The 16,961-nt window shown below is 43.2% G+C and carries 16 protein-coding genes; all 16 read right to left on the bottom strand.

Going from position 1 to position 16,961, the window contains the following annotated elements:
* Window positions 1-23 precede the first annotated feature (23 nt).
* Window positions 24-371, bottom strand: a complete 348-nt coding sequence (gene yajC / locus L3J70_08540) for a preprotein translocase subunit YajC (GenBank protein ID MCF6236399.1) — start codon at window positions 369-371, stop codon at window positions 24-26.
* An 87-nt stretch (window positions 372-458) separates the two neighbouring features.
* A complete protein-coding gene (gene tgt, locus L3J70_08535) occupies window positions 459-1,574 on the bottom strand; it encodes a tRNA guanosine(34) transglycosylase Tgt (protein ID MCF6236398.1) in 1,116 nt (371 codons plus the stop codon).
* Between the two features lie 15 nt (window positions 1,575-1,589).
* Complete coding sequence (gene queA, locus L3J70_08530) at window positions 1,590-2,609, bottom strand: tRNA preQ1(34) S-adenosylmethionine ribosyltransferase-isomerase QueA (GenBank protein ID MCF6236397.1); 1,020 nt, start codon at window positions 2,607-2,609, stop codon at window positions 1,590-1,592.
* 67 nt (window positions 2,610-2,676) lie between these two features.
* Window positions 2,677-3,018 carry a hypothetical protein gene (locus L3J70_08525; GenBank protein ID MCF6236396.1) on the bottom strand — a complete coding sequence of 114 codons (342 nt, stop codon included), beginning with the start codon at window positions 3,016-3,018 and terminating at the stop codon, window positions 2,677-2,679.
* Between the two features lie 60 nt (window positions 3,019-3,078).
* Complete coding sequence (locus L3J70_08520) at window positions 3,079-4,290, bottom strand: diguanylate cyclase (GenBank protein ID MCF6236395.1); 1,212 nt, start codon at window positions 4,288-4,290, stop codon at window positions 3,079-3,081.
* Window positions 4,291-4,313: 23 nt separating this feature from the next.
* Window positions 4,314-5,591 (bottom strand): diguanylate cyclase, encoded by a 1,278-nt coding sequence (locus tag L3J70_08515; GenBank protein MCF6236394.1) that lies wholly within the window; start codon window positions 5,589-5,591, stop codon window positions 4,314-4,316.
* 49 nt (window positions 5,592-5,640) lie between these two features.
* Window positions 5,641-6,684 (bottom strand): type IV pilus twitching motility protein PilT, encoded by a 1,044-nt coding sequence (locus L3J70_08510; GenBank protein ID MCF6236393.1) that lies wholly within the window; start codon window positions 6,682-6,684, stop codon window positions 5,641-5,643.
* A 53-nt stretch (window positions 6,685-6,737) separates the two neighbouring features.
* A complete protein-coding gene (locus L3J70_08505) occupies window positions 6,738-7,388 on the bottom strand; it encodes a tetratricopeptide repeat protein (GenBank protein ID MCF6236392.1) in 651 nt (216 codons plus the stop codon).
* A 4-nt stretch (window positions 7,389-7,392) separates the two neighbouring features.
* A complete protein-coding gene (gene ccsA / locus L3J70_08500; protein MCF6236391.1) occupies window positions 7,393-8,232 on the bottom strand; it encodes a cytochrome c biogenesis protein CcsA in 840 nt (279 codons plus the stop codon).
* A complete protein-coding gene (locus L3J70_08495; GenBank protein ID MCF6236390.1) occupies window positions 8,229-9,185 on the bottom strand; it encodes a cytochrome c biogenesis protein ResB in 957 nt (318 codons plus the stop codon). The genes ccsA and L3J70_08495 overlap by 4 nt, the downstream gene beginning before the upstream one ends.
* Entirely contained in the window at window positions 9,182-11,791 is a 2,610-nt protein-coding gene (locus tag L3J70_08490) for a cytochrome c3 family protein (GenBank protein ID MCF6236389.1), read from the bottom strand. Before L3J70_08490 ends, L3J70_08495 begins: the two co-directional genes overlap by 4 nt.
* A gap of 36 nt (window positions 11,792-11,827) precedes the next feature.
* Entirely contained in the window at window positions 11,828-12,922 is a 1,095-nt protein-coding gene (locus L3J70_08485; protein MCF6236388.1) for an SMP-30/gluconolactonase/LRE family protein, read from the bottom strand.
* On the bottom strand, window positions 12,922-14,046 hold the full coding sequence (locus L3J70_08480; GenBank protein MCF6236387.1) for a hypothetical protein: 1,125 nt from the start codon (window positions 14,044-14,046) through the stop codon (window positions 12,922-12,924). Before L3J70_08480 ends, L3J70_08485 begins: the two co-directional genes overlap by 1 nt.
* Complete coding sequence (locus L3J70_08475) at window positions 14,007-14,621, bottom strand: cytochrome c3 family protein (protein ID MCF6236386.1); 615 nt, start codon at window positions 14,619-14,621, stop codon at window positions 14,007-14,009. Before L3J70_08475 ends, L3J70_08480 begins: the two co-directional genes overlap by 40 nt.
* Before the next feature lie 46 nt (window positions 14,622-14,667).
* On the bottom strand, window positions 14,668-16,125 hold the full coding sequence (locus L3J70_08470; GenBank protein ID MCF6236385.1) for a hypothetical protein: 1,458 nt from the start codon (window positions 16,123-16,125) through the stop codon (window positions 14,668-14,670).
* Between the two features lie 168 nt (window positions 16,126-16,293).
* On the bottom strand, window positions 16,294-16,953 hold the full coding sequence (locus L3J70_08465; GenBank protein MCF6236384.1) for a cytochrome c, class I: 660 nt from the start codon (window positions 16,951-16,953) through the stop codon (window positions 16,294-16,296).
* Between the last annotated feature and the right edge of the window lie 8 nt (window positions 16,954-16,961).

Genomic DNA, 16,961 nt, shown 5'->3' with positions numbered 1-16,961 from the left:
ACCTCATGAGTGAAAAAACCAGGCTATTTGTCTTCTTTTGTCGACAAACTTCCTTTGGGTACAGAGGAAGCAATAGAGTTGCGTTGGAGTTTTATCTCTACACCATCAGCCACTTCAAGAGAGATTGTACCGTCATCAATCTGACGAATTTTCCCCATAATTCCACCATTGGTAATAACCTCATCGCCCACACTCAAGCCTCCAACCAGAGTTTTATGCTCTTTTGCTCGCTTCATTTGAGGACGAATCAACAAAAAATAAAACACAACGAACAGAATAATCAGTGGTAAAAATCCTAGAAAACCAGGGTCTTGTGATGCCCCGCCTTCTGCCCACGCATTTGAAACAAACAAACTTAAAATTGCTTCCATAATATCCCCCAAAACTTATCTTCTAAAACAAAAACGACTGAAACAGCCAATACTTATATTATGACTCGAACTTTTGCCAGTGGCGGATTATGCCACAGTTGGCGACGTTTGACCGCGCTTGGCATAAAATTTCTGACAAAATAGCGCAAACTCGCCCATTTCAATCGCTACTCGAATTTCACGCATCAACTGCTGGTAATAGTATAAGTTATGAATAGTATTCAAACGAGACCCTAAAATTTCACGCGTTTTATCCAGATGGCGCAAGTAAGCACGGCTATAATTTTTGCAGGTATAACATCCACAATTTTTGTCAACGGGACGGGAATCATACTGATGAGAAGCGTTGCGAATACGCACATCACCATACTGGGTAAACAGGTGGCCGTTGCGTGCATTACGTGTAGGCATCACGCAATCAAACATATCGACCCCCAAGCGCACGGCTTCGACAATATCCGATGGTGTCCCTACGCCCATTAAATAACGGGGTGATTGCTCTGGCATATGAGGGTTCAACCCGTTCAATACTTTAAGCATTTGTTCTTTAGGCTCACCTACTGAAAGCCCACCGATCGCATAACCATCAAAACCAATATCCAGCAAACCTTTTAAAGATTGCTCACGCAAATCAGGGTACATGCCTCCTTGAATAATACCAAACAGTGCCGCCCCGTTTCCAGTATGCGCCTCTTTACTGCGTGCGGCCCATCGCAGTGATAACTCCATCGAATCTTTGGCTTGTTTTTGGGTGGCTGGGTACGGTGTGCACTCATCAAATATCATCACAATATCAGCGCCCAGTGCTTGCTGAACTGCCATTGACTCTTCCGGCCCTAAAAAAACTTTACTGCCATCAACGGGAGAACGAAACGTGACACCCTTTTCGGTAATCTTTCGCATTTCGCCCAAACTAAAAACCTGAAACCCCCCAGAATCTGTCAGAACGGGTCCTTGCCAATGCATAAAATCGTGTAGATCACCATGCACCTTCACTACATCAACACCGGGACGCAACATCAAATGAAATGTATTCCCCAAAATGATTTCTGCACCCGTTTCCTGCAACTCTTCTGGAGTCATGGCTTTGACTGTACCGTAAGTACCAACGGGCATAAAAGCAGGCGTTTCGACAGTGCCACGGGGAAAAGTCAAACGGCCACGACGCGCCGATTGGTCGCTATTTATCAGCTTGAACTTCATGAAATACTCGTAAAATTACTTTGTTATAAACATCGCATCGCCATAGCTGAAAAAACGATATTTTTCAGCCACCGCGTGCTGATAGGCTGCCATCACCTCTGAATAACCCGCCATAGCTGAAACCAGCATCAGCAGTGTTGATTCAGGCAAGTGAAAATTTGTCAGCAATGCATCAACGCTTTTAAATTCATAACCTGGATAGATAAAAATATCAGTATCACCTTGAAATGGTTCAATATCACCCCCTTGGGAAGCACTTTCCAGACACCGCACCGACGTTGTCCCTACGGCGACAATACGCCCCCCTCGCTCACGCGTTTCACGCACCTGACGACACACAGTTTCAGAGACTTCGGTGTATTCAGAGTGCATATGATGATCTTTAATATTGTCAGCACGCACAGGCTGAAACGTACCGGCACCCACATGCAATGTCACAAAGGCTTTTTGAATGCCCAGTGCCTGCAAAATTGCCAACATTTTATCATCAAAATGTAAGCCTGCCGTGGGCGCGGCCACGGCACCTGATTTTTGCGCATAAACAGTTTGATAGCGTGATTCATCAGAAGCATCATTGTCACGTTTTATATAAGGCGGCAAGGGTAAATGACCATATTGTTCCAAAGCATCTAATACAGGCCCATCAATAAAGCATAGCTCGAACAGATCTCCCGAGCGAGCGGTCACGTCCACATTGACATGCTCAGCCAGTATCAAACGTGCTCCTGGTCGGGGAGATTTGCTGGCTCGAACATGAGCTAAAACCCGATGTTCATCCAGTACTCGCTCCACCAACACCTCAACACGCCCTCCAGTTGATTTCTGACCCAATAGACGGGCACGCAATACACGCGTGTCATTAAATACCAGCAAATCACCTTCATTCAAACAAGAAGGTAAATCTTTAAACATTCGATCATTGGTGCTGCCACGCGCCCCATCCAAACAAAGTAAACGACTGGCGCTACGCTCTTTTAATGGGAATTGTGCAATCAACTCATCAGGTAAATCGTAATAAAAATCGCTACGGCGCATTCTTCGACAGATCGTTACTGGTTAATAAAGAGAAATTTTTTCATGTATAAAAATATGAATTATATTATTAATCTGGATTTTCATAAAAAATATAACTTGTTGAGTAATCACTGAACTCAAAATAGACTTTTTTCTCACCCACATCTTTTTGGTAGTTTTGATTTTTATCCCAAATGCCATAACCGTAGCGATAAGGCCTTGAAGTATTACCACTGGTACTCACTGCCGTTGTAATTTTATCGATTCCAATAAAACGTTTAACAAGCTTATCACCTGCATAAACATCCAGCACGCCATCCGTGCCCGTATAATTCTGAACAGCCCGACTGACCTTGTTTTGCATCTCCTGAGTGCAGCCCGATATAGCAACAAATAAAACCACGATTCCAAATATTATTATATTTTTCATTATTACTCCCCCTGAGGAACGTTCACGAAACAACTTGATATTATGTATCAGGAAGTATACTCACTTCAGCATCACACCTTCTGGAGAAATAGCCCTGACACAGTTTCTCCCATCTTCTTTTGCGGCGTAACACGCCTCATCCGCCAAACTCAATGCACAAGAGTCATTTTTACTGTTTTTATTGACTTCGACAACCCCAATACTCACGCCAATTTTAAATACATGCCCTTGCCAATCAAAATTAAGCGCTTTAACCGCATCAATAATTTCATGTGACAAGTGTATCGCCTTATTCATAGGACAATACATGAGTAACACCGCAAATTCATCCCCCCCCAATCGAGAAAAAACATCGCCCGAGCGCAACACCTTTTTAATTTCCTCAACAACCCGCTTCAATAGCGCATCACCTGCAGCATGCCCCCCTTGATCATTAACTGATTTAAACCTATCAAGATCCATACAGAGCAACGTGTGATTCTTTTTATCCATCTGTACCGCCACTAATGCATCCACAATACGATTACCAAACTCCCGCCGATTAAGCAATCCAGTTAATGGATCATGTGCCGCGGCCCATTCAAGCTCACGAGTAATGCGCCTGCGATGTGTTACATCTTCAAACACCATCACCACTCCCGTCACACGATCATTGCGACCTTTGATTGGTGCCGCTTCATATTCAACATCAATTTGGTTTTGACGGGATGTTATTATTGATGTGTTACCTCTTTTAAAAGAATAGGACTCACCACCACTTAAACAACGACGCACACCGTTATCAACGGGCGTGAGTGTGCCTGAATATACCAGCTTGAATACTTCTTCAATCGGTCGTCCCAGCACCTCACTTTTTTCACACTCAAGCAACCGTTCAGCCGCTGGATTAATAAACTCAACGACCCCTTTATCATCAGTCACAAACAGACCATCATGAATGGATGCAAGCATCGTTTTTGAACGTGCTTTTTCCTGAAACAACAAGGCTGTATTTCGACTTAAAGCCAGTAACGAATAAATAAAAAAAACAACAAACACAATCATCGACAAGATGATTATACTATGACTTTTTAACGAATCTTTTGCCAACCCTTCGTAATACGAAGGCAAACCAGTTAATAGTGTCTGTATATTTTGACCCATTAAAGAAATAAGGCTATCGGAAACAATCATATTGACATCTATAAAGTTCAATATCACCCTGGAGTGAAGAAACAACATCAGAGTCAGAGTCACCATACCAATAACTACAGGCCATATTAAAAATCGCATTAACAACCCATCCTAATTATTTCCTAATGTAGTTTAAAGTCTGCTTTTAATACATCCTCGCCAGTGTAACGTTTGCGCACAACGCCTTTCTTAATTTCAATGACACGTATGCAATTACGCCCATCATTTTTAGCGATATAACAAGCATCATCTGCCAGACTCATCACTGAAGAGTCGCTTTTACTATATTGATCAATACCGGTCACACCAAGACTGACCCCAACATTAAACCCCTGATCTTTCCACTCAAAATCCAACTCTTGAACAACTTTGATAATTTTATTCGCAACCTGTACCGAGTTGATTAATGGACAGTAAGTCAATAACACAGCAAACTCATCGCCCCCTAAACGGGCAAAAGTATCGCTTGAACGTAAAACACTGCGAATACTTTTCACCACCTGAATTAATAAAGCATCACCCGCCGCATGCCCCCCTGCATCATTCACTGCTTTAAATTTATCCAGATCCATATAAAGCAATGCATGGTTTTGTTTATCCAGCTGTGCGGTAATCAAAGCCTCAACAATGCGGTTTCCAAATTCTCGACGATTCACCAAGCCTGTCAACGAATCATGCGTCGCCGCCCACTCCAACTCACGCGCCATACGCCGACTGATGGTCACATCTTCAAACACCAACACCGCACCTGAAAGCTGCTGATTATGATCCAGTATGGGAGCCACTGAATGCTTAATTGCGATAGGTTCATTGGTTGATGTCACTAATGCGGTATGCTCTCCCTCTGATATTACTTCGCTGTTACGTAAACAAGAGCGGACACTATTTTCTACCGGTTGGTGCGTTTTTTCATTAACCAGATTAAATACGTGCTCAATAGGCTGCCCGACAACTTTTTCATTTTTATGTTCTGTCAACTTTTCTGCTGCCGGATTAATAAACTCAATCAAGCCACTTTCATTTATTACGATAACACCGTCATTAATGGATGATAGAGCCGTCTTTGATCTTGCTTTTTCTCTAAACAACACCACTGAATTACGACTCATGATGAACATAAAACAGGCAAACAGTAAAATAAAACAAATAGATGCTATCAACATTATAGATTGATACTTTTTTCTATCTTGTTTTAGTGATTCATTATATTTTTGGTACTCAACCAAGTACTCAATGGGGATCGTATTACTTTCAGTATTATGCTGCTTTACTTTCCAGACAAAGGCAATCGCTTTATTATATTTTGACTCTTCGTACGATTGCGCTTTCATGCCAAAATAAATCAACAATACAATCAAACAAGAAAACACAACTAACGAAGGAATCATAAGATGACGCATTAGCAAATACCATCCCAACGTTCACCTGTTAACAAATGCATTTTCACACTCAAAACTGATCTTTATTCATGGCCATTGTACGTGCAGTCGCTTTACCAATGATGCCAGAACTTACCAATTCCAATAGTGATTGGTCCAGTGTTTTCATTCCCACAGCTTGACCTGTTTGAATCGCGGAATACATTTGCGGAACTTTAGCTTCACGAATCAAATTACGTATCGCTGGAGTTGCAATCATGATTTCATGTGCTGCAACACGCCCGCCGCCAGTCTTTTTCAATAAAGTCTGGCTAATGACAGCTCGCAAAGATTCAGAGAGCATTGAGCGCACCATATCTTTTTCAGCGGCTGGAAATACATCAATAATTCGGTCAATTGTTTTAGCCGCCGAACTGGTATGCAATGTACCAAAAACCAGGTGCCCTGTTTCAGCCGCGGTTAATGCCAAACCAATTGTTTCGGGGTCTCGCATCTCACCCACGAGTATAATATCCGGGTCTTCACGCAATGCCGACCTAAGCGCTTCGCTAAAACCTTTGGTATCACGATGAACTTCACGCTGATTGATTAAACATTTTTTAGATTGATGAACAAATTCGATTGGATCTTCAATCGTTAATATATGTCCGTAATCTTTTTTATTCAGGTAGTCGACCATCGCCGCCAACGTTGTCGATTTACCTGAACCTGTCGGCCCTGTGACTAGCACCAACCCACGAACATTGTCAGCGATTGTTTTAAATATATCAGGACATTTCAGATCTTCCAGTGAAAGAATCTCTGATGGAATGGTACGAAAAACACCGGCAGCACCTCGGTCATGATTGAATACATTGACACGAAAACGCGCCAGCCCAGGCACTTCAAATGAAAAATCTGTTTCCAGATGTTCTTCAAACAACTTGCGTTGTTGATCATTCATAATGTCATACAACAAGCCTTGCACTGTTTTATGATCGAGTGCAGGAACATTCACCCGACGAACATCGCCATCGACACGAATCATGGGAGGTAAACCCGCCGACAAATGCAGGTCAGAGGCACCATTTTTGAAGCTGAATGCGAGTAACTCGGTAATACTTAAACTTTCCAAAACAATATCCTTTTGTTGTATGAACAAGTTTTTTAACGGCATTCGACAACATGCTATTTAATCGGTGATAAAATTACCTCAGTTTCGGGTTTCTCTACGCCATCAACCGTCGCACTGTTGCGCTCTTCCCACAACTTTTGATTACGATCCAACCACTCTTGTTCTGCTTCAGGCAAGGGGCCGCGTACAAGCGCTGTTTCCCACTCCCAAAGCGCTGAACGTGCACGGCGCACAAAGGGATCATCCTTTGGTGCCATGTGAATGTAACTGCGCATTGCGCCCATCGCCGCAGGTAGGTCATCAAGCTTTTCGTAAGCGACAGCCAAACCCCAATAGGCATTTTCTTGATAACCATTTAGATCAATAGCCGATAGAAAATAATCTCTAGCAATATCATAACGCTCCATACCCAATAAGATATAGCCCATATTGGAATGAGCTTCTGGCATATCCGGGGCTAACTCCAGTACACGATGCAATGTTTTAAGCGCATCATCATACTGTCTAGCATTGAGCTGCTTGGCCGCTTTTTGAAATTGTTGCTGTAATTCATCTTCAGGTTTGTCTACATTGCCCTTCAAACCTGATTTTTCAACGAGCATATTCTCCGACTTTAAATCATCTTTTTTATTAAAATCCGATAGAAAAAAAGTTAAAAAAATAAGACCTATCACCAAGACCAGAGCTATTTTTTTTTCAGCCATAAAGCTATATCACTCCTTTATGAGCAGCAATGCTGTAAAACGGCGTTCCAAAATAGGTGAAAAATGCAAATACAAAAATTAGAACAACCGCTGTCGCAGTAACATTCATAGGGAGGTTCCAGGTTAAACGTATATGAATAGCTAGCCCTAACATCAACCAGTTAATAAATGATAATGTTTCCAGTGTATCCCACGCCCAGTAACGCCCCCACGCATCTTGCGCCCACACTGCACCGGCAATCAACATCAAGCTATCAAATGCCATTGCCAGAATCATAAAGCGCCAGGCGTAACGATCCAGCACTTCATTCGATGGCAACGATTGCAGTCGTGCTTTTAACGCTGAAATATTTCGAAGTAAAATGATTCCGGCCAGACCTGTCGCAATCAGGCAAAAGGATAAAAACACCTTACCAAAACCAATGTGAACCCATAACCAGGGAGTATCAAATGTAGGGGGAAAATTACTCGGTCTCGGCTCTAGCGTGAGCACCCAAGTACCCAGCACCCACATGATGGGCAACACCACAACGGCACTGGAGCGTAATATTGGAAAGCGCCAATATATCAAGGCATAAATCAGCCCCAAGCTGAATAACTGACTCACGAGCAATTCAAACAAGTTCACAAAAGGGCCGTGCCCTAAATGTATCCAACGCACTGCCATTGCGATCACGAGCAATACAACGCCTGCTGTAATGGATCCCAGCACGATCATTTCATCACGCTGGCTGGCGATCATTTGTGGACGAAAAACCACAGAATAAATGGCCATAAATGTTGCGACTGCATAAGCCGCCAGCCCTGCCCATAACCACGGAAGTTCGCCTGCATATCCAATCATATTAATTTTTTATTAACCTTTTGCCAAAAATGAAACAGCAATCCTATCACTCCAATCACTGATGTAAAAAATAGCCAATGTAACGTGGGATCATAGAATACTTTATAGCCCATCCAGCTGGTCATGTATTCATAGCGTAATTGACCGCCAGGTAACTGTGCCATTTCTCCTGGTTGCAACTCAATACGCCGCTCGCCACTATTCACAACCAATATCCCTGTTGCTTTTTTAGCATCCAATACCCAATCACTGTTGGCATCAATCCCGGTACCCAGTCGTAACCAGAATTTAATTTCCTGCGCTCCGGGGGGCTGCCAGCGATTTGCTTGTCGATAATCATAAAGTGGATAAGGCGGCATATGCACTGTACCTGTGATTTTTGCGCCTTGATTAGGAATCCAGGTCATAATTGGGGCAAAACCTTTATGGAAACTGGTATAAAAACGGTAACCTTGAATCACTAATGGAACAGCATCCCCAAATATCACCGGCTGCCCTTCACCATCATTAGTGGGTAATGTGACTTGATTATGTGTTGGGCCGCGTGCAATACCTGGAGAGTAGCTGATGGTGTAATCGCCCTGAACAAATTGAACAGTTTCCAGAGCACTGCTGTTATGTAAAGGACCCTGGCGGATGTTGATTAAATCTTTAGAGTCAAATGCTGCGCCATTGAGCATTTCAACATGTGCATCAAAGTGGGTCAAACGACCGATGGCCGCAAGAATGACTACACTTAATAGGCCTGCGTGAAATACCAGCAGACCGTAGCGACGATTGATTCGAGGGTTGCTGATCATGGCACAAACCAGATTCAATGCCAAAAATGCCATTGGAATAACCAGCACCCATACGGGCATGTCGACAGGATTACCGTAGCTGAGAATTGCCCCCCCACCAAGAAGTAGCATTCCCACCAACGTCAAGCGGGAAGAGGCCAGTATCTTAATCATGGAATTGCGTTACATCCCTCGCTATTGGGGTCAGAAAATTGATTTGGGCTGCCTTTTTGCCCCGTCATCCAGTTCAATCCAGATTCACTGTTGCCTGGCACACCGACTGAGCCACAGTTTTCAGGCAGCCACTCACCACTTCGTGCGAAATTTTTCACTTTTAGCACAGCGCCATTGTAATAAGGGCCTTGGTAATAGCGATCTTCTTTATTATTTCTTACCTGAGTGCCCGGTGCCAAGCCCGCCTCTGGCCCCACATCATTCAAATTTGCAAGGAATGTTTTGTTTTTCCAGCCATGTGGCACGGCAACATGGCATAAAGAGCAACGAAAATTAGTCACACCAGTCAATGCTTGCACATGCCCACTGTGCAAATTTTTATTTTGAAAAGCAAAGTCGATACATTGAGAACCAGTAATTGAAGGTGATTGAACCTGAAAACCGCTTTCGCCGGACATCTCTCCACTGGACAGATCTACGAATTTTCCATAATCATTATAGTCATGGCATTTGAAACAGAGTGCATTAGGCGTGCCACCATTCGCGCCATCCCCTCCAGTTCGGTCATCCCATGCGCCTTTCAATATAAAGTTATTATTCGAGCCATGTGGTCCCCAGGCAAAACCGTTTTCCCCGCCCATTGGTTCAATTGAACCTGGCGGTGTATCTGAACCGTGGCAATCGGTACAGTACATATTTTGATTCCCCACATTCTGATTAAAAGGGGGTAACCAGTTATCTTTGTCCGCTTTACGAACTTCAGGCGTTCTTCCAGTGTCATTGACAACAGGGTGCCATGAACGATGATTATTGTCTGCATAATCGGGATGAGCGCCTGTAGGTGTTGGAGAGGTACCTTCGCCTTTATGGTCATCCGGTGACTGATACTCCATTGCTTGATCCGTATATTGCTCCATTGCGTTTGTACCTGGTGGTGTTCCCCCACGATAGCGCCCACCTAACATCGGTGGAGTATCATAAGCATAATTTGAATGGCACTTCAAACAGAGTTGATACTCGCGAGTTAAATGCTCAGACTCAACAGCTTCGCTGGCTCCAATACCTCCATCACCTCGCTTCACATCATAACCTGTTGCAAGTGAACCAAATGCAGTATTACCATATTTAGGCTCCACACCGAACACGCCACGCAACACACCTGATGCAATATTAGTAGGCGCAATATGTGTACCCCCTTCATCAGGAATAGCACCATCATCATTAAATTTACGTTTTTTCATAACACGATGTGGATTATGACAATCGGTGCACTCTGCATGGCGGTTACTTAGATCACCATGCCCTAATAATTCGCGTGACTCTACAAAGTCTTTACCTAGCTGAGTTCCGTTTCCTGTACCAATGGAATGAACTTCCACTCCAGCGGGCTGATCAATCGTTGCAATCGGCATTCGACGCAACATCGTTGTAAAATCTGTTTTGACATCAGGCACTTGAAAGCCCGTGCTTCCCTGGCCTTGCAAAACACCGCCATCTTTCGAGTGACACATATAACATGTTTCTTCAATCGCTGGGCCACCACCCTGCTTATATTTCGCCCCATTAAAGGCAATTTGCTCCTGTCCATCCGACCCTTCACGTAAAAGACGACGAGAACCTTCAACAGCATGTGGATCATGGCAGTTCACGCAAGCCCCTTGCCACACCGGCATACCTTGAGGAAACTCCCGTAATTCTGCGGCTGAACGTTCATAAAGTTCATCCGCAACCAGAGGATTAGCATGCGCTGAATTCACCCAACCTTCCTTTTTATGGCAACCCAGACAGATAATATCACCACTCTCATTAAAAGCACCTTCGGTTGGCGGTACTTGTTGAAAACGATTGGCTCGCAAAAATTTGATACTGACTTCAGAAGCATCATCAGTGACATGTGGGTCATGACAACTAATACACTCCACCTGGCCATCTTCTAACGGCAACTTAGCGTGGTTTCCGGGGCTACGTTCAGCAACCGACTGACCCGGTTCATTAGGAGCACGTAATTCACCATCTCTCAGGCTCAATGCACTATCATATGTAAAAGAGATCGGGTGATCATTTGAAAGATCGACACCCAAGCGACGCGTATAACCACTGCGACTGCCTTGATCACTTTCGTCAATCGACCCATCAGACTCCGTTCCGGTAAAAGAAATCGTTGGGTTTTCTTTGCGGTTGAGCACATTAACAGAACCTATTGCAATCGTACCATCATGACATGACAAGCAGAGTTTTGACTTACCTTCTGGCTGACCTAAATCAGTCGCATCCAGAGAGCTTGAGCTATAAGGTATATAAGAGCTGGTGGATAGCGAGCGATTCCACAGTGGCGCTTTAGGCAAATCAGATGCGCCATGAGGAGTATGACAGAACACACAGACCTGAGACTCGCTCGTTGCCTTCATGCTTCGCTCTTCATTACCGGGCAATCCAGGGATGGTTGATGCCGAAAAATTATGCTTGGTATTACTGACATCTGAAATAATTTCAGCCTGGGATGAAGCGCTAAAAAGAAGCGCGACCAGTAACAGCACCCTTTTCATTGTCACTGTAAAAAAAGGGTTGAATTGACTGTAAAATGAATCATAATTTCTTTTGTTCACTGACTTGCTCATCCAGACTTTTCATGGTTTATGGCACTACTGAGTATATCCAGCAATATTATCTTCTTCCAAGTATTGAAAAATAACAACGCGACCGTTAAACATATCTGCTATATAAATTCTGTTTCCCTGACCTGTCCAGACACCCGCAGGCAGATAAAACTGCCCGACTCCATGGCCACTGCCTCCAATGGGCAATAGCAGGTCACCTTCCTGATTATAGATCAGCAAGTGGTCATAATAAGACTCCATCACATAAATATGCCCTTTGGTATCGACTGCCACACCCTTAGGGCGCGGAAGATCGCCTACATAGAGGCCGCGTTTGCCAATAATTTTAAGCACTTTACCATTAAGATCAAGCACCTTGACTCGTGAATTGAATGTATCGGTGATATAGAGCTGATCATTGACAAGAGAGAGATAAGTGGGTGTATTGAGTGCATCAATCGTTTCACCGTGTTCTCCCCATGTTTCAAGAAGTACGCCATCAGAGTCCAGCACTTTAATTTTATGTTCGCGCACATCGGCTACATAAATTCGACCCGTTTTAACATGGCGAGCCATGCCCACAGGGCGAACGAGAACTTCATCAGCAAAAACTTCTTGTGGACGACCCTCATGATCCAGGCGAACAATCATGCCAAGCTCAGCATCTGTGACCAGAAACCCCCCTTGACCGTCTTCAACAATTGCAGAAGGGGCAATGAAGCGACGATTTTTCTCTGCCATTTCCCATACATCCAGCTTGCCAGCTATTTTATCAAAAACATAAATGGCCTGGCGACTGACATCAGTGACCAATATTCGCCCGTCACTATCAACCAGTCCATTTTGTGGCCGTTGGAGCACTTTAGGTTGGTACTTTCGAGATGTTAATCCCACCAGCCATTTAAAAGCCTGTACCGCAAAGTTCTGCCCATCCTCACTTGCAGACTGAAAATTTTCTTCGCCAATCAACTCGCCAATATAACGATAGCGTGCGGTTTCAGGCTTAGCGGGCCAAACTTGTGAAGTGGCACCATCTGGTTGAATAAAAGACAAGGTTGCGGGCGCTGTTGCACACCCAGATATCAATAAGATGCTTATAAATGTGACAAGAATGATCAACTGTTTTTCAAAAAGTTTCATTATTCAGCTAAAGGCTCCAGTAATCCTTCAGGAACAATACGCAGGACTTGAATACGTCTGTTTAAACTATCTGTTACATACAAAAAACCTTCATCCAACCACATATCAGTAATTCTGTTAAATTGGCTTGGGCCATTACCTGTTCCACCAAAGGTAGAAATCAACTCACCTTTTCTATAAATTTTTATTGTGTTATCAAATGAGTCGCTGACAAAGGTCTGATTATCCTCATCAACAACAACAGCCGTTGGAAATACCAGTGTATTTTTTTGAAAAGCATAACGAAAGCGACTATCCAGATTGACAACTTGCGCTCTTATGCCCATACGCGAAGTCACAAAAACACCTTCATTGCCTAAAGCAACAGAAGTCAATCCTCTAAACTCTCCTTCCCGATCTCCACGGGCACCGATCGCATCAATCAATATTCCCTGCCGATCAAAAACCAGAACATAATCATATGAACCATCAGCAATCAGCACAAAACCTCGATATTCATCAACGGCGATGCCGACCGGACGTGACATATTCAAATAGTCTTCAAATACCTGAATCAACTGGCCCGATTGAGTAAAGTGCAAAACGCGACCTGCACTGGAATCTGTGAGGTAAAAAGAGAGATCGGGTGCCACATAAATATCAGCAATTTCATGTTTAATATGCTTGCTTACACTAGGAATAAGCTGAAGCCGATCCAGATCATTATCATAGAGGTAAACGGCTTTATCTGCTTCATCAACAATATAAACATATTTGCCCCGTGCAGCCGCTGCTACAGGATTTTTAAGCAGTTGCTCTGCTAACCCTGTTAATCTATTTCCAGCACTTCCTCCATCAATGGTCGCCCAATTGATCAGGATTGACTCATTCGCTAAAGAAGAGAGCCCTAAACTATCTTCATCATTCAATAACAGGTCAGAAGATGAATCCGCCAGTTTATCAAGCACATCAGAACGTGAAGGTGCCGGCACAGATTCTGGTGCGGCAGCAATAGCCCATGCGGGGGGCGGCTTAGGTTCGGACGCACACCCTGCAAAAAAAAGCAGAGTAGCAAACAAAGCGCTAAAGCGAAACAACTCCTTGCCTAGCGTAGCAATTTGGTTTTTCGAGGTTCGGAATGACATCGCCCACAATTCATTGTTGGTGGAAAAGCAACTTTACCATGACACACCCCACAGTACTTCCCTTGCATAATTGCAGACATTGTCACTGGGTTTGCACCTTTTTCAGGAATAAATATTTTGGGGTGGCAATTTGCACAAGTCAGCCACTCTGTATGCTGTTTATGTGGATAACGTACAAATGGCATGGATCCTGTTTTACTAAAAATAACGTCAAAGTCGACTACCGTCATTTTTTCTTTACCGGAACCATCCAGCCCCATTCGTGGGTTAATAAGCCCTTTTTCAACAGCCTGTACCCAGTCAGTAATTCCAACCGAATCTCTTGGAAAGTCTTCCATTGCTTCGACAGGCGCTTGCAAGTTTTTTACTGCACTATTCGAGGGGTCATGAATACCATCTTTTGCCACAGGAACAATTTCAGCTTCCGTTTGAAAATGAGAGCCACGCTCTGGCAGCACAGGCACCAGTTTGCCCTTTTCATCAGCAGCAGCGAAGCCACCTGAAAAAATAGCAATATTTGCTAAAAGAACACTGGATACAAACTTTCCGAGACTTCGTTGAAGGTCATATTTCATCTGAAAATTCACTCTGAACTTTATTGACTCGTAGACTCGGTACAAACTATGTACCAACTCCAATCATCCGTAATGCACGTATTAAATTATCTGTTGCCGCTTGTAAAGCAAGAACGCCATTTTTATAGTCACCTTTTTTACCAAGCGCAACCGCTTCCCCTTTTATGGAGGTACTTTTTTTCACAAAATTATCCATCAATTTCAAAGTACCTGCGGCAGGCTGTTTTTGATCAATTCCTAATGGAATAAGCTCTTCATAACTTTGGTGACGTGCCAGCTCATACTCATACTCTTCTTGAGGTGTTTCAAAGTTTTTATCGTATGTCACTGTTTTAGCGTGGAGTATTTTATTGAGAGAGCCCGCGATTAATTGCTGGGCTTTCTGCAAATCTTTATTCGCCGCAGTATAATCACCTGAATTAGCCAGTGTCTTCGCTTTACTCACTAATCCAGAGAACTGGCCTTCATTCATTTTATCGCCGCTTTTGGCACCTTTAACATGAGTTTTATAGGTTTTTTCATATTTATCCACTTCATCCAGAAGCTCTGCATACCGTGCTTCCTGGTCAATAACAGACTCGGTGCTTGGCACCATACGCGTTGCATCATTCATTGTACGCAATGACAGATCAACTTTATCCAGTGCTTCAGAGTTTTTACCTGATTTCAACAAAGAACGGGATTCGGCCAGATAGTCACGCGCATTTTTCATGAGACCTTTTGCCTCACCATGGCCACTTGCTGCAATGCGTTTAACAGATTTAGAGGAGTCACTCAACATCATGTTTGCAAAATTAATTTTTTGTTCAACCTGATTGGAAGAAACAGATTTTTTTGTTGGCTTGCTAACAACAGAGCTTTTACGTTCTGACAAAGCATCAACATCAATTTTTTCGCCCTTATCAGCCACATAAATTTTGCCTCCCATATATTTATGGTTGACACATTGGTAATAAAGTACATCAGGTGTTTTTTCATTGGGTGTCAAGCTCACTTGGCCTTTATAAGTAAATTGACCTGTCACACCCTCTTTTTCTGCAATCGCGCCTGTACCCCACCCTTTTGGGTTTGTCGTCAAATAAAAATCGTGGGTCATTCCTGTATCAATATCAAAAGTGTAAGTTTGACCACGCTCAACAACAAAGTCTTTTCCCGGAACACCATTTACAGTGAAGCCTATATCCGTTCCTTGTTGATATTTTGGGTGACTGGAGTCTTTTTTCGTTGAACGAACAATAAATGTATTTTTATTGGCAGGCTGTATAATCGTTTCAGCCTTTATTGTTGTATCCTTCAGCGGAATCACTACAACTTCTTTGACTTCTGCATCTACTTTTTCTTCTATCTGGGGCTCTGTTTTTTCAACAACATCACCTACTTTATCCTTTAAATTACTACTCATATCAGGCAGCACTTCTTTGGTTTCCTTGATGCCAGAACCACACGCCGCCACACTAAAAGCCATCGCTACCAAGACACTCTTTTGCAACAGTTTTTTATTCATTAGTTCCCGCCTCCAAATGAGTCAGACATAGCTCACTACAACGATCCATGCTTAACCATCTGTAATTTTAAAGTTTTAATTATGATCCATTTTAATCTTTCAACACATGAGTTAAATCAACCTAGACTTAACTCATGTATTGATCTCAATTTCAAACCCGAATGAAAATTATTTCCAGGGGTTTTTGAGTGAAGCCTGACTCATGGGTGGCTCCCAATCTGCAGGTTTTGGTTTTGAGTGGCATAAGCTGCATGATTGCGTGGTAATTGGAAAAGACACTTTACCATGGCATACACCACAATCTTTACCCAACAAAATGGAAGACATATTAAACTGATTTGCATTTTGCTGAGGAATAAAAATTGTTGGGTGACAGTTCGCACAAGCCAGCCATTCGGTATGCTGACGATGAGGAAAGATAACGTCAGGCACTGAAGATTTAACTTCGCGCACAATATCCATATCCATCACAAACGCTTCTTCTGCAGGGTTAATTCGATCCCAACGAGGATTAATTTTCCCTTCTTCCAAAGTTTTCACCCAATCCACATGATTTCCGAATTTACTCGTTATGAAACCACTGAAAGCTTCTTTAGGTGGTTGCAAAACATGCGTACTGTCATTTGCAGGATCATGGATACCATCTTCTGGCGGCGCTGCATTAACATTTGCCTCTTTTTTAAGATTGCGGTTAAATGTATTAACTGCACTCACAGCGGCGACTTTGGTTGCATCAGCCTGATCCACACTTTCTGCTTGAACGTAACTTAATGGAGCAATCACTGCTAAAGCGAAAGCCAGAGAAATCGATTTTGTTTGAAAATTCATAATCCTCT

The organism is Gammaproteobacteria bacterium, from assembly GCA_021648145.1.
Taxonomy (GTDB): Bacteria; Pseudomonadota; Gammaproteobacteria; order JAADGQ01; family JAADGQ01; genus S141-38.
This window is presented reverse-complemented; position numbering and strand designations above follow the sequence as displayed.